We start from the raw sequence: 20,676 nt of genomic DNA on the forward strand, positions 1-20,676 counted from the left end.
TACATAATTTATATTGTTTAGTAAAACATATAAATTAAAAACGTAGGAGGTAAAAATGAAAAACATTTCTATTTTAGGAGCTACAGGCTCCATAGGAACGCAGACACTAGATGTTATTAGAAATTCAACTAATAAAATAAATCTTATAGGGATTACAGCAAATTCTTCTGTTAAGAAGGTAATTGAAATTATAAAAGAATTTTCACCTAAATATGTGGCTATGATGGATAAAGATTGTGCTAAAGAAATACAAAATTATTGTAGTAGTAATGATCTTGACATAAAGGTTTTAGAAGGTATAGAAGGATTAATAGAAATAGCTTCATTAGATGAAATTGATACAGTAGTTACATCGGTAGTTGGTATGATTGGTTTAAGACCTACTATGGCAGCTATAGAAGCAGGAAAAGATATAGCTCTTGCTAATAAAGAGACTTTAGTTGTAGCAGGGGAACTTGTAATGGACAAAGCAAGAGAAATGGGAGTGAAAATACTTCCAGTGGATTCTGAGCATAGTGCTATATTTCAGTCTTTAAGTGGGTATACTTCAAAAGATATAAATAAAATAATTTTAACAGCTTCAGGTGGACCTTTTAGAGGTAAAAAAATAGAGGAACTTAAAAATGTTACTGTACATGAAGCTTTAAAACACCCTAAATGGAATATGGGGAAGAAGATATCAATAGATTCTGCTACTTTGATGAATAAGGGATTAGAAGTTATTGAGGCACATTTCTTATTTGACTGTGATTACGATAATATTGAGGTAGTAGTACATCCTCAAAGTATAATACATTCTATGGTAGAATATAAAGATGCTAGTATTATAGCTCAATTAGGTTCACCAGATATGAGATTACCAATTCAATATGCATTAAATTATCCAGAAAGAATCGAGAGAATTGCAAAACCTATAAGTTTTTATGAAATTGCTACATTAACATTTGAAAAGCCTGATTTACATACTTTTAAATGTTTAGAACTTGCATATAAAGCAGGAAAAGAAGGTGGTCTTGCTACAACTATTTTAAATGGTGCAAATGAAGAGGCTGTAGCATTATTATTAGAAGAAAAAATTAAATTCTTACAAATAGCTGAAATAATTGAGGAATCATTAGAACACTTTAAAGATGAAAAAAATAATGAATTAACTTTAGACAATATAATAGATTTAGATTGCAGAGTAAGAAAATACATTAGAAATAAATGGTGTTAGGAGGAAAATAAGTGTATATAATAGCAGCGATACTTGGTTTTAGTTTGCTTATAATAGTTCATGAATTAGGACATTTCATAATGGCTAAGGTAAATGGCATAAAAGTAGAAGAGTTTTCAATTGGAATGGGACCAGAGATTTTTTCTCATAAGGGAAAAGAAACACAATATTCATTAAGACTATTTCCTATTGGTGGTTATGTTAAGATGTTAGGTGAAGAAGAAGTAGTAGATGATGAAAGAAGCTTCTCAAGTAAATCACCATTAAGAAGAATTTCAGTTATTCTTGCTGGAGCAATTATGAATATACTTTTTGCTTTAGTAATTTTTACAGTATTTTTCTTCAATAGAGGATTTAGTACACAAACAGTAAGTAAGGTAGTAGAGAATTCTCCAGCTTTAGAATCAGGCTTACAGGCAGGAGATACTATTTTAAAGATTAATGGATCAAGAGTATTCACGCCTAGTGATGTTTCTATAGAGATTCAATTATCTAAAGGTGATAATGTAAATTTATTAGTTGATAGAAATGGAGAAAAAGTAGATTTATCTATTACACCTAGGTTGGTAGAAGAGAATGGTAGTCAAATATACCAAATAGGATTTTATTATTCTGCTGTAGAAAATCCTACAATAGGGCAGGCAATTAAAGCAACATTTAATGAAACAATATCTTTGGTTGGGCAAACGTATAAAAGTTTAAAATTACTAGTAACAGGTAAGTTAAACTTTAAGACAGACGTTGGTGGGCCAGTAACAATAATAAAAATTTCAGGGCAAGCAGCTAAAAATGGGCTATATACACTTGCATATTTCTTAGCATTTATAAGTATAAATTTAGCAGTGTTTAATTTATTGCCATTCCCAGCATTAGATGGTGGATGGACAGTAATTTTGCTTATAGAATTAATAACAAGGAGAAAAGTCCCAGATAAGATAGTAGGAGCTGTAAATTATGTTGGGTTTATGATATTAATAGGATTTATGATAATAGTAACATTGAAGGATATAATTTTCCCAGTTAAACTTTAGGAGATGAATAAATGGAAAGAAGAATTACAAGAAAAGTTAAAGTCGGAAATGTTTATGTTGGTGGAGATGCACCAGTAAGTATTCAATCTATGACTAATACAGATACAAGAGATGTAGAAGCTACTTTAAATCAAATAAGAGCATTACATGTAGCAGGTTGTGAAATAATAAGATGTGCAGTACCTGATATGAAAGCTGCAGAAAGTTTAAAGGAGATTTGTGAAAATTCTCCTATGCCTGTAGTTGCAGATATACATTTTGATTATAGATTAGCGCTTAAATCTATAGAAAATGGCGTTTCTGCAATAAGATTAAATCCAGGTAATATTGGAAATGTTGAAAGAGTTAAAATAGTTACTGAAGCGGCTAAAGAAAAGAATATTCCGATAAGAATTGGTGTTAATTCAGGTTCTTTAGAAAAAGATATACTAGAAAGAGATGGTAGACCAACAGCAAAAGGTTTAGTTGAATCTGCTTTAAGACATGTAAAAATATTAGAAGAATTGAACTTTTTTGATATAGTAATATCTATAAAGTCTTCCGATGTTCCTATGATGATAGAAGCATATAGATTAATGAGCAAAGAATGTGATTATCCACTTCATTTAGGTGTTACTGAATCAGGAACTGTATTCCGTGGTACTATAAAGTCAACTTTAGGGATAGGAACATTATTAGCTGAAGGTATTGGTGATACAATTAGAGTGTCATTAACAAGCGATCCTATAGAAGAAATAAAAGTTGCAAAAGAAATGCTTATAGCTTTAGGCTTAAGAAAGCAAGGTATGACATTTGTATCTTGCCCTACCTGTGGAAGAACTCAAATCAATCTTATAAAAATTGCAGAAGAAGTTGAAAAGAGACTTGAGAATTGTGATAAAAATATAAAGGTTGCAGTAATGGGTTGTGTTGTTAATGGCCCAGGGGAAGCAAGAGAAGCTGATATAGGTATTGCTGGAGGAAATGGTGAAGGATTAATTTTCAAAAAGGGAGAAATAATTAAGAAAGTTAAGGAAGAAGACTTAATTGAAGAGTTAATGAAAGAAATAGAGAAACTTTAATAAACGGAGGATACATTTTAAAATTGAGATGTATCCTCTGTTTAATTTAGAATTTAAAGTTAAGAATTAATAAATGTTAGTTAATATATGTACTATGAAGTAATATTATTTATTATAAAATTGTGAGAGGTGATACTTGAATATGATTACTAAGAAAATAGATGATATAAACATAGGTCTAGTTTTATCTGGGGGAGGGGCAAAAGGTGCATATGAAGCAGGTGTTTTTAAGGCTATGTGGGATTTAGATATAGTTAAAAATATATCTGTTATATCTGGAACATCTATAGGAACGGTTAATGGTTTAATGTTTTCTATGGATGATAGCAATGTTTTAGAATCAAGTTGGGCAAATGTTAGTTATTCAAGATTTATTTTAAATGAAGATAGTATACGAAATAAAAATATATCTGATGCAGTTAAAAGAATATATACTGGTGAGAAAGCTACAATTGAGACTCATCTAGCTAGACAGGGAGACATAGGCTTATTATCACAATCTGGAGTGAAACAGTTTATAGAAGAATATATAAATATGAATGAAATAAAGAAGTGTAATAGAACTATATATGCTTGTGCTTATAATATTAACTTAGGGCATCCTGAATATTTTAGATTAAATGATTATTCAGAAGATGAAGTAATAGACATAACATTAGCATCTTGTGCAATTCCTTTTATATTTAAACCAATACAGTTTAAAGGATATAAATATGCAGATGGAGGAATTAATAATCCTAAGTATCCAAATAAAAATGCTGATAATGTTCCAATAAAACCAGTAATTAATCACAAGTGTGACCTTATAATAGTAATTTATTTGTCACATAAAGATAAAATTGATAAAAAGTATTTTAAAGATAACAATATAATAGAAATATATCCTTCAGCTCACTTAGAAACTATTCAAGGAATGGGAACTATAAACCTAAATCAATCTACATTAAATGATAGGGTTGAACTAGGGTATAGAGATGGATTAGTAGCATTGTCTCCTATAGTTATAGCATTGATAAAGGGAAGAAATATTGAAGAATTAATAAAAAGGAATAATGAAAATAATAATAATTTATTAAATAGATTTAAACTATTTAATTTATAGTGCATATAGTTAGAAATTAATACAAGTTCTAAATTTATTTAAGAAAAATAAATTTGTGTTATAATAATGTAGTTACTTATTGATAAAGTTGATTGGGGGTACAAGATGGGCAAAGATGTTTTAAAAAAGTTAACCCTTGAAATAAATAAACATGAGAGCTTAGAAGATAAAGAACTTAAAATAATAAAATTTCAATTTTTAAAAAAGAGCAATATATTGAAAGTAGTTTTAAGAGGAAAAGAAAAATTAGCTATAGAAGAGGAACAACTAATAAAAAATATTATATGTAGAACACTTATGATAAAAATTACTGTTGAAATAATCTTCTATAGAGATGCTAGTGATATAAGCTTAGAAGAAGTAATAAATGATCATTGGGTAGAATGTGTATCAGATATAATTAAGAAGACGCCTTTATGTAAAACTTTATTGTTGAATTGTAAGAAGATAGTAAAAGATAATAAGGTTTTAGTTCTTAATGGATATGATAAACTTACAGAGCATTTAAATTCTAAAGATGGTAGTAAAAATATAGAGAATAGCATAAAAATTATATTTGGAATTAATTGTAGAATAGAAATAAAATTCGATCCATCGATGGAAGTTATAATAGATCCAGAAGAAGCAGCGAGAAAAGAAAGAGAATTAATTGCAAAGGCTATGTCAGATAGGGCTAAGGAGGTAAGTGTAGCTCCGCAAGTTACAAAACCTGCTAGTAAGCCAGCTGAGAAGAAACTATATGAAAAGAAGGAAAATACATATAAAAGAGAAGCTAAAGCAGAGAATGCCATTTACGGTAGAAATATTTCTATTGAGGCTACTGCAATTAGAGATATAAATGAAACTTCTGGGTATGTAGCTGTACTTGGAGAAGTCTTTAAAGTAGAGACTATGGAAACAAAGACTGGAAAGATAATATTAACATTCTATATAACAGACTTTACAGGATCAATAATTGTTAAATGCTTCTTAAAACCTCAAGAAAAAGAAGAAGTTCTTGATAATATTAAAAAGGGACTTTATTGCAAAGTAAGAGGAGAAGCTGTTTATGATTCTTATGCAAGAGAAGTTGTACTTATGGGAAGAGATATTTTAAAGATGAAAAAGATAGAAAGAATGGATGGAGCTGAAGAAAAAAGAGTTGAGCTTCATTGCCATACTACTATGAGTGCTATGGATGGAGTTACCCCTGTAAGTAAGATAATAGAAAGAGCTGCTAAGTGGGGACATTCAGCAGTTGCAATTACAGATCATGGAGTTGTTCAAGCATTTCCTGATGCCCAAAGTGCTGCTAAGAAAAATAAGATAAAAGTACTATATGGTGTTGAAGGATACTTAGTAGATGACGGAGTACCATTAGCATTAAATGAAAAAGGACAAAGTCTAGATGATACATATGTAGTGTTTGATTTAGAAACAACAGGGTTTTCTCCGAAAAATGATTCTATAATTGAAATTGGTGCTGTTAAGATAAAAAATGGAGTAATAATAGATAACTTTAGTGAATTTGTAAATCCAAGAAGAGCTATACCATATAAGATAACAGAATTAACTGGAATAACTGAAGATATGGTAAGAGATGCACAGAGTATACATGATGTATTACCAAGGTTTATTGACTTTATTGGAGATTCAGTTGTAGTTGCACATAATGCAAGCTTTGACTGTAGTTTTATAGCAAAAAATTGTAATGATATGGGATTAGAATTCTCACCTACAGTAGTTGATACAGTACAGGTTTGTAGATTTTTATATCCAGAATTAAAGTCGGTAAAATTGAATATAGTAGCAAAATATTTAGGTGTTAAACTTGAAAGCCATCATAGAGCGGTAGATGATGCTAAAGCTACAGCTGATATTTTACTAGAGTGTATTAAGAAGATAAAAGAAGAGTTAGAAGTTGAAACTTTAACAGAGCTTAATAAGGTATTCTTGGATAAAGTTGATATAAAAAAATTACCGACATATCATATAATTATATTAGCTAAAACTCAAGAAGGTATAAAAAATTTATATAAGCTGGTTTCAGAGGCACATATAGATAACTTCTTTAGGAGGCCAAGAACTAAAAAATCAAGACTTATGGAAATGAGAGATGGCTTAATAATTGGTGGAGCTTGTGAGGCAGGGCAAATTTATAGAGCTGTGCTTGGTGGTCAAAGTGATGAAGAAATTAAAGAGATAATGAGTTTTTACGATTATGTTGAAATTCAACCGATAGCAAATAATGCATATCTAATAGAAAAAGGTAATGTTAAGGATGAAAATGAGTTAAAGGAAATTAACAGAAAGATTTATAATTTAGCAAAGGAAATAAATAAACCGACAGTGGCTACGGGAGATGTTCACTTCTTAGAACCTTATGATGAAGCTTTTAGAAGAATAATAATGGCAGGGCAAGGTTTCGGTGATGCAGATAACCAGCCACCACTATATTTTAAAACTACCGAAGAAATGTTAAAAGAGTTTTCGTATTTAGGTAGTGAAATTGCTAAAGAGGTAGTAATTAAGAATCCACAAGCAATAGCAGATTCTATAGATGTAGTAAAACCTATACCAGATGAAACATATCCACCTAAAATTGAAGGTGCTGATGATGATATTAGAAATATGACCATGAATAAAGTACACTCAATTTATGGAGAGAATTTACCAGAAGTTGTTCAAAAAAGATTGGATAAAGAATTAAATTCTATTATTAATAATGGATATGCTGTTCTTTATCTTATTGCACAAAAGTTAGTGGCAAAGTCATATTCTGATGGATATCTAGTTGGATCAAGAGGATCTGTTGGATCTTCTTTTGTTGCTACTATGTCAGATATAACAGAAGTTAATGGATTACCACCACATTATGTTTGTCCGAAATGCAAAAAGTCACATTTCTTCTTAGATGGATCAGTAAGTTCTGGAGCGGATTTAGAAGATAAAGATTGTCCAGATTGTGGTGTTCCTTATATTAAAGATGGGCATGATATACCTTTCGAAACATTCCTAGGTTTTGAAGGTGATAAAGAGCCAGATATAGACTTAAATTTCTCAGGAGATAACCAAGCGGATATTCATAAGTATACAGAAGTATTATTTGGTAAAGGATATGTATTTAAAGCTGGAACAATAGGTACAGTAGCTGAAAAAACAGCCTATGGATTTGTTAAAAAATATCTAGATCAAAAAGGTATGCAAGTATCACAAGCAGAAATAGAAAGATTGACTATAGGATGTACTGGAATAAAAAGAACTACAGGGCAACATCCAGGTGGTATTATGGTTGTTCCTAATTATACAGAAGTATATAACTTCACACCAATACAAAGGCCAGCAGATGATTCAACGTCAGATGTTACAACAACACACTTTGATTATCATTCAATATCAGGTAGATTGCTTAAGTTAGATATACTTGGACACGACGATCCGACGGTACTTAGAATGCTTCAAGATATTACTGGAGTAGATCCTAAGACTATACCGTTGAATGATAAAAAAGTATTATCATTATTTACATCTCCTGATGCTTTAGGAGTTACTAAAGAGGAATTAGAGTGTGAAGTTGGTTCATATGGGCTGCCGGAGTTTGGAACTAAATTCGTTAGGCAAATGCTTGTGGATACACAACCACAAACTTTTTCGGACTTAGTAAGAATATCAGGTTTATCACATGGTACTGATGTTTGGCTTAATAATGCTCAGTATTTTATTAAGGAAGGATATACAACACTTAGAGACTGTATAGCTACAAGAGATGATATTATGGTTTATCTTATGTATAAAGGCGTAGCTCCTAAAACTGCTTTTACAATAATGGAAAGTGTAAGAAAAGGTAAGGGGCTTACTGAAGAGTTTGAAAAGACCATGAAAGAAAATAACGTTGAGGATTGGTATATAGAAAGTTGTAAAAGAATTAAGTACATGTTCCCGAAGGGACACGCCGTTGCGTATGTAATGATGGCTGTTAGAGTTGCTTACTTTAAAGTTTATTACCCACTTGCTTATTATGCAACATATTTTACAGTAAGAGGAGCTGATGACTTTGATGCAGATTTGATTTGCAAAGGTGAAGGGGCTGTTCATGCAAAATTACAAGAATTGTATGCACTTGGAAATAGTGCAACTGTAAAAGATAAGGGATTAATTACTGTTTGTGAACTTTCTTTTGAAATGTATAAAAGAGGATTTAAGATGCTTAAGGTTGATTTATATGAATCAGATGCAACTAAATTTTTAATAGTAGATAATTCATTGAGACCTCCACTAAGCTCTCTTCAGGGAGTTGGAGTAAATGCAGCTAAAGCAATAGCTGAAGCAAGAGTTAATGGAGAATTTATATCTAAGGAAGATTTAAGACTTAGAACTAAGGTTTCTAAAACAGTTATAGAAACTTTAAGCAATCATGGATGTTTAGAAGGAATGTCTGAGACAAACCAATTATCATTATTTTAATATTTATAGTTAAGAGATTAATTTTAAATTTTATAATTTTAAATTAATCTCTTTTATTATAAATAGAATTAATAATAGAATGATACTATAAAATTAACAAATATTAAGTTTTAATCATAATATGAATACAAATAATATTAATGGGAGTTAATTGTGAATTATAGTGACCTTTATAATTTAATAGGAGTTAAGGCTGAAATAAATAGATTAGAAAGACAAGTTAGCCTAGGATGGGAAAAAGAATTTAGAACTTTGAAATGGTTAGGGTTAGAAGATGGTATGAAAATACTAGATTTAGGAGGAGGACCAGGATTTTTTTCAAAGCTTTTATTAGAAAATTTGCCAAATTGCAAAGTTACTTTATTAGAGCCAGATAGTGATTTTATGAAATTTGCCAAAGAGAATCTAAGCGAGTATGAAGGTAGAGTGGAATTCAAAGAAGAATCAATTTATAATAATAGTCTGGATGGTGAAAAATATGACTTTGTAGTAAGTAGATTTGTTTTTCAACATTTAGATGATCCTATAGCTGCAAGTAAAGAGATCTATAGGGTTTTAAAGTATGGAGGTATAGTTTCAGTTATAGATTCAGATAGAGGGGTATGGGGAATAAGTGAACCGGACATATTAAAAAATGAAAGAAATATACTTGGGAGACTAGAGAAGAAAGCTAGATGGAATAGGGAAGTTGGAAGAAAGCTTTTAAGAATACTAAAACTAGGAGGATTTAATGGATTAGATTTTGAGGCTGTAGCTATCCATAGTGATATAGTTGGCGTTGGAAGCATTGCAGGAGAAATGAATATTACAAATGAAGATATTAAGAATTTATCCAGAGTTAATCCTAAGCTAGCTCATTTGTTAAAGCAAAGTAAAGATATGATCAGTTCTAAAAATACAATAGTTATTCTTATAAATCTAATTGCTAAAGGTGTTAAACAGTAGTTTAAATAATAAGTAATAAGGCTTGAGGAGAGTATTTGGCTCTTCTCAAGCTTTTATTTTAGTTATTCCACCATTTAGGTAACATTATTTTGTAGGTTGGTTCTTGATAATCATAAGATTTAAAATCATAAGCATTAAATACAGATAAACTATAAACTATATTACTAATTAAATTAAGTTGTAAAAAAACTAAAAGAATAAATGTTAATTTTTTCATTTTGATATCTCCTTATAAAAGAATATAAATTATATTAATAATAGTATTAGTAATAAAGTGACATATTATAAATATAAAAATTTATAATAGCAATTAATATATAAGAGGTGAAGTATCGGTGGTAAAAAAGAATAAAGATGCAAAAAGCAAAGGAAAGGAAAGTTTAAAAAGTAAGGAAGAAGTAGATTCAATAGTAGCTTATAGAAATTATTATCCTAATGATAAAGAGGTATAAAGGTTATATACTATAAATAATAAAATTTAATAAAATTTTATATTAAAGGAAAAATTGATGAAAAAATAATATAAAATGGTAGAGCTTTTAGATGTAGAGAGCATATATAAATATAAATTATATTGTAATGACGACTTTGTAAATGAGTATATTGACAGAGAAGCAATTGAAAAGGCTAAAGAGAATCTAGTAGAATTAGATAAATTAAGAGAAGAAGCTCCAGAGTTTAAAATTCTAGATATTTTAGAAAAGTTTATAAAAAGTACATAAGTTAAGTGAAAATTATAATTATATATAATGAAAAAATGCTATTGCAGTTTTAAAGGAGCAATAGCATTTTTTTTAAGTTCTAAAATCAAATTTAGTTGAACATTTTTTACAAGTTACAACTATATTTCCCTTTCCTCTTGGTAATCTTAATTTTTGCTTACAGTTTGGACATTTTGTAATCTTATAGTTTTTCTTTTGATTTAACCAATAGTTAAAGTTTTCAAATATTTTAGAAATGTTATTTAGGTCATAAACTGGTATATTGTAAGGAAGGGATTTTCCGAATTTTGATAATAGTTTATTTGTATAAGTATAGAATATATTATATTCTTCTCTTCGTTTATATATTTTCTTTGAAAAAGCTCTATAAAAAGCAAATATTAACAATGCAATAGAAAATATTCTAGTAATATCCCATATATTTAAAATACAAGATAATAAAATAAGGAATAAAGATAATAAATCTACTCCATAAGAACCTTTTAAAAAATTCATTTTATCACTCCTAAAAATATTAATTATGTATATTATAGTATAAAAATATTAATGGGACAATTTATTATCGTAAATAAAAAGTTAATAAATAATTAATTTTAATAGGAGTAAAAAATAAATTATGATATTTCAAGATCTTTAGTAAGGTCTGATAATACATCACTTACTGAAGTAATTGAGTTAATTCTATGTGCGTTTGAGCCGCAAAAAATTAATCCGTTATCTGTATCTCCTTTTACTGCTGTGATTAATGTTTCTGAGATGCAGTAAGGGGTAGTGGCAGGATTACAAGGAATTAAACAATTATAGCATTTTTTTACGGGTATATTTTCTTTTTTTAAAGTTTCAGTAAATTTATTTCTTAAAGCTCTACCTGGCATACCAACAGGGCTCTTTACTAATTCAATGTCATTTTTGGTACTATTTATGTATGCATTTTTAAAGTTGATATGAGCATCACATTCATGAGTAGCAACGAATCTTGTAGCTACTTGAGCACCACTAGCACCTAAAGATAAGTATTTTTTAAAATCATCAGAATCAAAGATTCCACCGGCAACTATAACAGGAATTTTTTTGTTGAATATTTTTTCGAAATTAGATATCTCTTGTATAACTTCTTTGATGGATTTATCAAAATTTTTTATTTCATCTTCCAGGTTATCTTTTTTAAAACCTAGATGGCCACCAGCTAGTGGACCTTCAACTATTATAGCGTCAGCAGTTTTATTATAATGTTTATACCAGTACTTCAATATAACATTAGTAGCTTTAGCTGATGAAACTATAGGAACTATTTTAATTAAACTTTCACCTATAAACTCTGGTAGCTTTAATGGTAGACCAGCACCAGATATTATTAAATCAGCACCACCTTCTATAGTGGCTTTGATATGTTCTTTATAATAATTAGTTGCAACCATTATATTTACACCTATTATTCCATTAAATGAAATTTCTTTAGCTCTTCTTATATGTTTTTTTAATCCTCGTATATTAGCCTCAGTTGTGTTTTCTTCGAAATCGTCCTCCATATATCCGGCATGAGCGGCAGATATCACGCCTATAGCGCCATGTTTTGCAACATTCCCAGCTAAGTTTGACAATGATATACCTACGCCCATACCTCCTTGTATTATGGGTAATTTTGTTATTAAATCTCCGATTATTAATGGTTTAATTTTCATAATAAACTCCTTTAAATAAATAGTTTGATAATCAAAGTAATAATGCTATTATAGTAGTATGAGTAAAAAAACACAAGGTTTTTATAAAAAATATAAATGTTGACAATATTGGGGAAAAGTATTATTATACAAATAATTTGATATTCAAAATATTTGATATTGAATTAAATAAAATGAGAGAAGAGGACTGATATGAAAGGAGTTAAGATAGTAGGAATAGGACATTATTGCCCAAGTAATGTAGTTAGTAATGAATATATATCATCCTTAGTAGACACTTCTAATGAGTGGATAATAAAAAGAACTGGTATTAAAGAAAGAAGAATATCTAGTGGTGAAGGTACAGTAGATATTGCTGTTAAGGCTAGTGAAGAAGCTCTGAAAAATAGTGGGTATACTTCAGAAGATATTGATTTAATTATAGTAGCCACTACTTCGCCAGATAGAATAATGCCATCTACAGCTTGTAGTGTACAAGAAAGATTAGGATGTGCAAATGCAACAGCTTTTGATATATCCGCAGCATGCTCGGGGTTTGTATATGGTCTTATAGTAGCTAATAGTTTACTAAAAATTAATGAAAAAACTAGAGCATTAGTGATTGGAGCGGAAGTTTTATCAAGAATTGTAGATTGGAAAGATAGAAATACTTGTGTTTTATTTGGAGATGGTGCAGGAGCTGCAATTTTAGAAATTAGTGATGAATGTGGAATTATCGGTACTTATTTTGGTTCTGATGGAGAAAGAGGAGTAAAAGCTTTGACTAGCACAAGTCTTTCTTTAAATAATCCATTTGTAAAAGAGTGTGATGAAGAAAAAAGATATATAGATATGGAAGGTAGAGAGGTATTTAGATTCGCAGTATCAATAATACCAATCATAGTAAATAATCTTTTAGAGAAATCAGGAGAAAAGATAGAGAATATAAAATATATAATACCACATCAAGCAAATTCAAGAATTATTGATGAAGCTTCAAGGCGATTAGGAATAACTAGTGATAGATTTTATATAAATCTAGAGAGATATGGAAACACATCTTCAGCTAGTATACCAATAGCATTAGATGAGATGGTGAAAAAGGAACTTATAAAAAAAGGTGATAAGATAATTTTAGCTGCCTTTGGTGGCGGATTAACTTGGGCAGGAACATTAATAGAATTTTAAATATAAAATAAAAAATTAAATTTGAATTTGGAGGAATTTATTATGATATTTGAAAAAATTAGAGGAATAGTAGCAGATCAATTAGGAATAGAAGAGGAAAACATAACTTTAGAAACAAGATTTATAGAAGATTTAAATGCAGACTCATTAGATTTATTCCAAGTTATTATGGAGTTAGAAGATGAGTTTAATGTAAAAGTGGAAGATGTTGAAAATATAAAAACTGTTGGAGATGCAGTAAAGTTTGTGGAATCTGTAACAAAATAATAGATTGGAGTAGATTTTATGAAAAATGATATCTGTAAAATGTTAGATATAAAATATCCAATCTTCCAAGGGGGAATGGCTTGGGTATCAGATAGTTCATTAGCCTCAGCAGTTTCAAATGCTGGAGGGTTAGGTATAATCGCAGGAGCAACAGCTCCTGTAGATTATATTAGGGAAGAAATAAGAAAAACTAAAAAGTTAACAGATAAACCTTTTGGTTTAAATATAATGTTACTTTCTGATAACGCAGAAGAATTAGCTAAGATTGCAGTAGAAGAAGGTGTTAAGGTTATAACTACTGGAGCGGGAAATCCAGGTAAATATATGAGTATGTGGAAAGAAGCTGGAATCAAGGTTATACCTGTAGTTCCATCAGTTGCATTAGCTAAAAGGATGGAGAGAGCTGGAGCTGACGCTGTTATAGCAGAAGGATGCGAATCAGGTGGTCATGTTGGAAAGTTAACAACCATGGTATTAGTTCCACAAGTTGTGGATGCAGTTAATATTCCTGTAATAGCAGCAGGAGGAATCTGTGATGGAAGAGGGATTACAGCAGCTTTTGCTCTTGGAGCAAGAGGAATTCAAATGGGAACTAGATTTTTAGTTTCAGATGAATGTACAATTCATGAAAATTATAAAAATGCTGTTATAAAAGCTAAGGATATAGATACAGTAGTTACTGGAAGAGTTACAGGCCATCCTGTTCAAGTAATAAAAAATAGATTAGCTAGAGAGTTTCTAAAGTTAGAGGCTAGCAATGTATCAGCAGAGAAGCTAGAAGAGTTAGGAAGAGGAGCGCTTAGAAGAGCTGTAAAAGATGGAGATGTTGACAATAGCTCATTAATGGCAGGTCAAATAAGTGGAATGGTTTCTAAAAAACAAAGTGTCAAAGAGATAATTGAAGAGATATTTAATGAATATGAGGAGTTAAGAAAAGCCTTATAAAATAAGGAGGACATATGAGAGTAGCATTTGTATTTTCAGGGCAAGGTTCACAGTATGTAGGAATGGGAAAAGAGTTATATGAAAATTTCCAAGAAGCAAAAAGAATTTTTGATGATGCTAATGAAGTATTAGATTTTGATTTAAAGAACTTAACTTTTAATGGTGATGCTGAAGAGTTAAATATTACTGAAAATACTCAGCCTGCAATACTTACTATGTCTATTGCGGCTTTAGAAGTACTAAAAAATAAAGGCATTGAAGCTGAGGTAGTTGCTGGATTAAGCTTGGGAGAATATTCAGCGCTTGTTGCCTCAGGGGCCATATCTTTTAAAGAGGCAGTAGCATTAGTAAAAAAGAGAGGAAAGTATATGCAGGAAGCTGTTCCTTTAGGTATTGGTGCAATGACTGCAATTATGGAATTATCTATAGAAAAAATAGAAGAAGCTATAGAGATGTCTAAGGATAAAGGTATAGTTCAAATTGCTAATTATAATACAGCAAACCAAATTGTAATAGGTGGAGAGTTGGAAGCAGTGAATTTTGCAGCTAATCTTTGTTTAGAATATGGAGCAAAAAGAGCTATAAGTCTTAAAGTATCTGGACCTTTCCATACTGTATTATTAGAGCCGGCAGCTATTAAATTGAAAGAAGAACTTAGTAACATAAGTTTTAGTAATATAAAAATACCTGTAATAAATAATGTTACAGCGGAAGAAATAAAAAAAGATGATGATATAAAGGATATTCTTGGGAAGCAAGTTAAGTCGTCTGTTAGATGGAGAGAGACAATAGAAAAAATGATTGATATGGGAATTGATACATTTATAGAGATAGGGCCAGGAAGAACATTAAGTAGTTTCATTAAAGAAATAGCTCGAGCTAATAAAGCTAAAGTAAATATATTTAATGTTGAAGATCTTAAGTCTTTAAATAAAACATTAGAGGGAGTAGGTGATTTGAATGCTTAATAATAAAAATGCAGTTATTACTGGAGCCACAAGAGGTATAGGAAGGGAAATAGCTATAACTTTGGCGAAAAATGGAGCCAATATAGCTATAAATTATAGAAAAGAAAATGAAGATTTAAGTAGCTTGATTAATGAGTTAAAAGAACTAGGTGTTAAAGTGTTTACTAGAAAGTGCGATGTAAGCAACGGAGGAGAAGTTGATGAATTCATTAAAGAAGCAAAGGAAAGCCTTGGGAGCATAGATATTTTAGTTAATAATGCAGGAATAACTAAGGATGGCTTAATTCTCAGAATGAAAGAAGAGGATTTTGATTCAGTAATAGATGTGAACTTAAAAGGAGTTTTTAATACTACAAAGGCTGTTTCTGGAATTATGATGAAGCAAAGATATGGAAAAATAATAAATATATCATCAGTAGTTGGTATATCAGGGAATGCAGGTCAATGTAATTATGCAGCGTCGAAAGCTGGAGTAATAGGGTTTTCAAAATCGATTGCAAGAGAGTTAGCAACAAGAAATGTTAATGTAAATGTAGTTGCGCCGGGCTATATAAAAACTGATATGACAAAGGGTTTACCAGAGAAAGTTAAAGAGAGCATAATCCAAAGTATTCCTATGAAAAAAATAGGAGAACCAAAAGAAGTAGCAAATTTAGTATTGTTTTTAGCTTCTGATTTATCTAACTACATTACTGGGCAAGTAATTAGTGTTGATGGTGGAATGGTTATGAACTAGAAGGGAGTTTCTTATGAAAAGAAGAGTAGTAGTTACAGGAATGGGAGCAATAACGCCAATAGGAAATTCAGTAAGTGAATTTTGGAACAATGTAAAAAAGAATAAAAATGGTATAGAACAGATTACTTATTTTAATACAGAAGATTTTAAAGTTAAGCTAGCAGCAGAAGTTAAAAATTTTAATGTAGAAGATTATATAGGAAAAAAAGATGCAAAAAGGATGGATAAGTACACTCAATTTGCTGTTATATCATCTAATGAAGCTATAAAAGATAGTAAGCTTGAGTTAGGTAATATAGATAAAGAAAGAGTTGGAGTTGTATTTGGTAGTGGTATAGGTGGAATAGGTACTATAGAAAATCAAATCAATACACTAAAAGATAGAGGGCCAAGTAGAGTATCACCACTTACTATACCAATGGGAATTGCTAATATTGCAGCTGGAACAATAGCTATAGAGCATGGGATTTTAGGTAGTTGTTTAAGTTTAAATTCTGCATGTGCAACCTCTACACATGCTATAGGTGAAGCTTATAGAAGTATTAAGGATGGTTATTTAGATGTAATTATTGCTGGTGGTTCTGAAGCTTCAATTACACCTTTCGGAATTGCAGGGTTCCAGTCACTTACTGCTTTGAGCAGAAGTGAGGATAAGGATAGAGCATCTATACCTTTTGATAAGGATAGAAATGGATTTGTTATGGGGGAAGGTGCAGGGGCATTAATTTTAGAAGATTTAGATAGTGCATTAAAAAGAGGTGCTAAAATTTATGCTGAAGTAGTAGGATACGGTACTACATGTGATGCATATCATATTACATCACCAAGTAGTGATGGAGATGGAGCAGCAAGAGCTATGATTCAAGCGATGAAAGATGCAGATATTTCTTCAAGGCATATTGGTTATATAAATGCTCATGGTACATCTACAGAGATTAATGATAAGGTTGAGACGTTAGCAGTTAAAAAAGCAACTGGAGAAGATTATAAAAATATATACGTAAGTTCTACTAAGTCAATGACAGGTCATCTTTTAGGAGCAGCTGGAGCTATAGAAGCTATAATATCAATTAAATCATTAGAGGAGGACTTTATTCCAGCAACTATAAATTATAAAAATGAAGATGAAGAATGTGACTTAAATTTAGTTGTTAATGAAGGTATAAGAAAAGAGTATGATTATGCAATGTCAAACTCATTAGGATTTGGAGGACATAATGGAGCCCTTATATTTAAAAAATGGAGGGAGAATTTATAGTGCTAGATTATAACAAAATAAAAGAACTAATACATGAAATAGATTCATCTAGTATAAGAGTATTTGAACTAGAAAATGATGGTTTTAAATTGAAATTGAGTAAAAATGATGAAGTAAGTTTTAAAGAAATAAATAACAAAGAAGAAGTTAATGTTGGAAATACTAATTCAAAATCTATACCTAAAAAAGAATTAGTAGTGGAAGAAGAAAGTAATAATATTATCGATATAGAGTTAAAAGAAGTTAAGTCACCTTTAGTTGGTACATTTTATTCATCTTCAACACCAGGTGGTAAGCCTTATGTTGAGGTTGGATCTAAAGTAAAAAAGGGAGATGTACTTTGTATAGTTGAAGCTATGAAGATTATGAATGAAATCACTTCAGATTTTGATGGTGAGATAGTTGAAGTATTAAGAAAAGATGAAGATATAGTAGAGTTTGGTATGACTATATTTAAAATTAAATAGTCTAAGGAGATTAGTTATGGATATAAAAGAAATTATGGAGATAATTCCGCATCGATATCCTTTTCTTTTAATAGATAAGGTTGAAAGTTTAGAAGGAAATAAAATAGTTGCAATAAAAAATGTTACTATGAATGAATATTTCTTTCAAGGACATTTTCCAGTAGAACCGGTTATGCCTGGAGTATTGATAGTAGAGGCTTTAGCGCAAGCAGGTGCTGTTGCTCTTTTAAAAAGAGAAGAGTTTAAAGGAAAAATAGCTTATTTTGGTGGTATAAATAATGCTAAATTTAGAAAAAAAGTTGTGCCTGGTGATATTTTAACTCTAGAGGTTGAATTAACTAAAATTAGAGGAGTAGCAGGTATTGGTAAAGGAATAGCATATGTAGATGGTAAAAAGGCTTGTGAAGCTGAATTAACATTTATGATAGGTTAAGATAAAGAGGTGTTTTATGATAAGAAAGGTATTAATAGCTAATAGAGGTGAAATTGCTGTAAGAGTAATAAGAGCTTGTAAGGAAATGGGAATAAAGACTGTTGCAATATATTCTGAAGCAGATAAGGAAGCTATGCATACTCAATTAGCTGATGAGTCTATTTGTGTTGGTACTCCTAAGTCAAAAGACTCCTATTTAAATGAAAGCAATATAATAAGTGCTGCAGTTATAACTAAATGCAATGCGATTCATCCTGGATTTGGTTTTTTATCTGAAAAAGCAGAATTTGCAGCTATATGTGAAGAATGTAATATAAAGTTTATAGGACCAAGTAGTGAAGTTATAAATCTTATGGGGAATAAATCAAAAGCAAGGGAAATTATGAGTAAGGCTGGAGTACCAATTGTTCCAGGAAGTGATGGACTGGTAAAATCTTTTAAGGAAGCCAAAATAGAAGCTAAGAGAATTGGCTATCCAGTTATGATAAAAGCTTCAGCTGGTGGTGGAGGTAAAGGGATTAGAATAGTTCATAAAGAAGATGAACTTGAAAATTCATTTTTTACTGCTAAATCTGAAGCACAAATTAATTTTGGTGATGATTCAGTATATATGGAAAAGTTTATAGAGAATCCTAGACATATTGAATTTCAAATACTTGCAGATAGTTTTGGGAATGTAGTTCATCTAGGTGAACGTGATTGCTCTGTTCAAAGAAGAAATCAAAAATTATTAGAAGAAGCACCATCATCTATACTTTCTGATGAGTTAAGAGAAAAGATGGGAAGAGCTGCAGTAGATGCTGCTAAAGCAGTAGGGTATACAAATGCTGGAACAATTGAGTTTTTAGTAGATAAACATAAGAACTTTTATTTTATGGAAATGAATACAAGGATACAGGTAGAGCATCCAGTAACAGAAATGGTTACTTCAGTAGATATAGTTAAAGAACAATTGAGAATAGCTAATGGGGAGGAACTATCAATAACTCAGGAAGATATAAATGTTAAAGGTCACTCTATAGAATGTAGAATAAATGCAGAAAATCCTAATAAGAATTTTGCACCTTCTCCTGGAAAAATTGAGTTTTTAAATGTGCCAGGGGGGAATGGTATTAGGGTAGATACAGCGGTGTATCCAGGATATACAATACCACCGGTGTATGATTCAATGATAGCTAAAGTGATAGTTCATGGAAATAATAGAGAAGAGGCTATAAATAAAATGATTCGAGCTTTAGATGAGTTTGTAATACAAGGAGTGGAATGCAATATAGATTTTCAGATAGACATATTAAACAATGAAAGATTTAAATTAGGTATTTTTGATACTTCATTTATAAGTACAGAATATAATTTATAGTATGGTGATTATTATGGGTATTTTTAAGAAAAGACAGTACGGAGTAGTAAATTTAACTAAAGAAGAAGCTTTAGATTTACCGATAGTTCCAGATGGTACATGGGTTAAATGCGGAAATTGTGGAAAAATATTATACAAAAAAGTATTAGAAGAAAACTATAAAATCTGTAATCACTGTGGCGGATATTTTAGATTGGGAGCTTATGAGAGAATAGATCAAATATGTGATAAAGGGTCTTTCAATGAATTTAACTCTAGTATTTCATCAAGAAATCCTATGAACTTTGATGGATACGAGAAAAAGTTAAAAAGTAATAGAGAGAAAAGTGGGCTAATTGAAGCGGTAATTACAGGTGACTGCAAAATAAATGGAATAAAAAATATAATAGCTGTAATGGATTCAAACTTTCTTATGGGGAGTATGGGGATTGCTGTGGGAGAAAAAATAACATTAGCAATTGAAAAGGCTACAAAAGAGAAATTACCTATAATAATTTTTACTACCTCTGGTGGTGCTAGAATGCAGGAAGGTATTTTCTCGCTTATGCAGATGGCCAAGGTAAGTAGTGCTATTGCAAAGCATAATGATGAAGGGCTTTTATATATTACAGTATTAACAGACCCTACAACAGGAGGTGTTACCGCAAGTTTTGCCATGTTAGGTGATATAATTTTAGCCGAACCAAAAGCATTGGTTGGATTTGCTGGAAGAAGGGTTATTGAAGGAACATTAAAAGAAAAGTTACCTGATGACTTCCAAAGTGCAGAGTTTCTATTAGAAAATGGATTTGTTGATAAAATAGTTAAGAGAGAAGATATGAAAAGAACTTTATATAAACTTTTAAAGCTTCATGGATACAAGGAGGCGTAACT

At 30.5% G+C, this 20,676-nt stretch carries 20 protein-coding genes; 17 read left to right on the forward strand and 3 right to left on the reverse strand.

The genetic code is table 11. The features are described from left to right. Positions 1 to 55: 55 nt before the first annotated feature. The 6 genes from H8S10_RS00505 to H8S10_RS00530 all read left to right on the forward strand — a co-directional run bounded on the left by H8S10_RS00505 (position 56) and on the right by H8S10_RS00530 (position 9,798). Complete coding sequence (locus H8S10_RS00505; RefSeq protein WP_055263326.1) at positions 56 to 1,216, forward strand: 1-deoxy-D-xylulose-5-phosphate reductoisomerase; 1,161 nt, start codon at positions 56 to 58, stop codon at positions 1,214 to 1,216. Positions 1,217 to 1,227: 11 nt separating this feature from the next. Next, the gene (locus H8S10_RS00510) at positions 1,228 to 2,247 is read left to right on the forward strand and encodes a M50 family metallopeptidase (RefSeq protein WP_186837572.1); all 1,020 of its coding nucleotides are present in this window, start codon (positions 1,228 to 1,230) and stop codon (positions 2,245 to 2,247) included. 11 nt (positions 2,248 to 2,258) lie between these two features. After that, positions 2,259 to 3,308 (forward strand): flavodoxin-dependent (E)-4-hydroxy-3-methylbut-2-enyl-diphosphate synthase, encoded by a 1,050-nt coding sequence (gene ispG / locus H8S10_RS00515; RefSeq protein WP_055263330.1) that lies wholly within the window; start codon positions 2,259 to 2,261, stop codon positions 3,306 to 3,308. Positions 3,309 to 3,450: 142 nt separating this feature from the next. After that, positions 3,451 to 4,410, forward strand: coding sequence for a patatin-like phospholipase family protein (locus H8S10_RS00520; RefSeq protein WP_055263332.1), 960 nt, complete (start codon positions 3,451 to 3,453; stop codon positions 4,408 to 4,410). 105 nt (positions 4,411 to 4,515) lie between these two features. Next, entirely contained in the window at positions 4,516 to 8,853 is a 4,338-nt protein-coding gene (locus H8S10_RS00525; protein WP_186837573.1) for a PolC-type DNA polymerase III, read from the forward strand. Between the two features lie 153 nt (positions 8,854 to 9,006). Then, positions 9,007 to 9,798 (forward strand): class I SAM-dependent methyltransferase, encoded by a 792-nt coding sequence (locus H8S10_RS00530; protein WP_055263338.1) that lies wholly within the window; start codon positions 9,007 to 9,009, stop codon positions 9,796 to 9,798. 58 nt (positions 9,799 to 9,856) lie between these two features. Here the strand turns inward: H8S10_RS00530 and H8S10_RS00535 are convergent, their stop codons facing one another. Further along, positions 9,857 to 10,015: a hypothetical protein gene (locus tag H8S10_RS00535; RefSeq protein ID WP_156334246.1), complete on the reverse strand. Its 159-nt coding sequence runs from the start codon at positions 10,013 to 10,015 to the stop codon at positions 9,857 to 9,859. 310 nt (positions 10,016 to 10,325) lie between these two features. Here H8S10_RS00535 and H8S10_RS00540 point away from each other — a divergent pair, with 310 nt between their 5' ends. Continuing rightward, positions 10,326 to 10,520: a hypothetical protein gene (locus H8S10_RS00540; RefSeq protein WP_186837574.1), complete on the forward strand. Its 195-nt coding sequence runs from the start codon at positions 10,326 to 10,328 to the stop codon at positions 10,518 to 10,520. A 72-nt stretch (positions 10,521 to 10,592) separates the two neighbouring features. Here the strand turns inward: H8S10_RS00540 and H8S10_RS00545 are convergent, their stop codons facing one another. Together H8S10_RS00545 and H8S10_RS00550 are read right to left on the reverse strand one after the other, a co-directional pair. Continuing rightward, a complete protein-coding gene (locus H8S10_RS00545) occupies positions 10,593 to 11,015 on the reverse strand; it encodes a hypothetical protein (protein ID WP_186837575.1) in 423 nt (140 codons plus the stop codon). A 119-nt stretch (positions 11,016 to 11,134) separates the two neighbouring features. Next, positions 11,135 to 12,202, reverse strand: a complete 1,068-nt coding sequence (locus H8S10_RS00550) for a nitronate monooxygenase family protein (RefSeq protein ID WP_186837576.1) — start codon at positions 12,200 to 12,202, stop codon at positions 11,135 to 11,137. Positions 12,203 to 12,394: 192 nt separating this feature from the next. Between H8S10_RS00550 and H8S10_RS00555 the strand changes: the two genes are divergently transcribed. The 10 genes from H8S10_RS00555 to accD are packed head-to-tail and all read left to right on the forward strand — an operon-like array spanning position 12,395 to position 20,674. Then, entirely contained in the window at positions 12,395 to 13,369 is a 975-nt protein-coding gene (locus H8S10_RS00555) for a beta-ketoacyl-ACP synthase III (protein WP_055263346.1), read from the forward strand. 42 nt (positions 13,370 to 13,411) lie between these two features. Beyond that, positions 13,412 to 13,636 carry an acyl carrier protein gene (acpP, locus tag H8S10_RS00560; protein ID WP_055263348.1) on the forward strand — a complete coding sequence of 75 codons (225 nt, stop codon included), beginning with the start codon at positions 13,412 to 13,414 and terminating at the stop codon, positions 13,634 to 13,636. A gap of 18 nt (positions 13,637 to 13,654) precedes the next feature. Then, positions 13,655 to 14,581 carry an enoyl-[acyl-carrier-protein] reductase FabK gene (gene fabK / locus H8S10_RS00565; protein WP_055263350.1) on the forward strand — a complete coding sequence of 309 codons (927 nt, stop codon included), beginning with the start codon at positions 13,655 to 13,657 and terminating at the stop codon, positions 14,579 to 14,581. Positions 14,582 to 14,595: 14 nt separating this feature from the next. Beyond that, positions 14,596 to 15,549 carry an ACP S-malonyltransferase gene (gene fabD / locus H8S10_RS00570; protein ID WP_186837577.1) on the forward strand — a complete coding sequence of 318 codons (954 nt, stop codon included), beginning with the start codon at positions 14,596 to 14,598 and terminating at the stop codon, positions 15,547 to 15,549. After that, positions 15,542 to 16,285, forward strand: coding sequence for a 3-oxoacyl-[acyl-carrier-protein] reductase (gene fabG, locus H8S10_RS00575; protein ID WP_186837578.1), 744 nt, complete (start codon positions 15,542 to 15,544; stop codon positions 16,283 to 16,285). Before fabD ends, fabG begins: the two co-directional genes overlap by 8 nt. Positions 16,286 to 16,298: 13 nt before the next feature. Then, positions 16,299 to 17,543 (forward strand): beta-ketoacyl-ACP synthase II, encoded by a 1,245-nt coding sequence (gene fabF, locus H8S10_RS00580; protein WP_186837579.1) that lies wholly within the window; start codon positions 16,299 to 16,301, stop codon positions 17,541 to 17,543. Beyond that, positions 17,543 to 18,010 carry an acetyl-CoA carboxylase biotin carboxyl carrier protein gene (gene accB / locus H8S10_RS00585; RefSeq protein WP_231073905.1) on the forward strand — a complete coding sequence of 156 codons (468 nt, stop codon included), beginning with the start codon at positions 17,543 to 17,545 and terminating at the stop codon, positions 18,008 to 18,010. Before fabF ends, accB begins: the two co-directional genes overlap by 1 nt. 16 nt (positions 18,011 to 18,026) lie before the next feature. Next, positions 18,027 to 18,443 carry a 3-hydroxyacyl-ACP dehydratase FabZ gene (fabZ, locus tag H8S10_RS00590; RefSeq protein WP_055263360.1) on the forward strand — a complete coding sequence of 139 codons (417 nt, stop codon included), beginning with the start codon at positions 18,027 to 18,029 and terminating at the stop codon, positions 18,441 to 18,443. 16 nt (positions 18,444 to 18,459) lie between these two features. Next, complete coding sequence (locus H8S10_RS00595; RefSeq protein WP_186837581.1) at positions 18,460 to 19,803, forward strand: acetyl-CoA carboxylase biotin carboxylase subunit; 1,344 nt, start codon at positions 18,460 to 18,462, stop codon at positions 19,801 to 19,803. A 13-nt stretch (positions 19,804 to 19,816) separates the two neighbouring features. Further along, positions 19,817 to 20,674 (forward strand): acetyl-CoA carboxylase, carboxyltransferase subunit beta, encoded by an 858-nt coding sequence (accD, locus tag H8S10_RS00600; RefSeq protein WP_186837582.1) that lies wholly within the window; start codon positions 19,817 to 19,819, stop codon positions 20,672 to 20,674. Positions 20,675 to 20,676: the final 2 nt, after the last annotated feature.

It is taken from the genome of Clostridium sp. NSJ-49, assembly GCF_014287725.1.
GTDB lineage: Bacteria > Bacillota > Clostridia > Clostridiales > Clostridiaceae > Clostridium > Clostridium disporicum_B.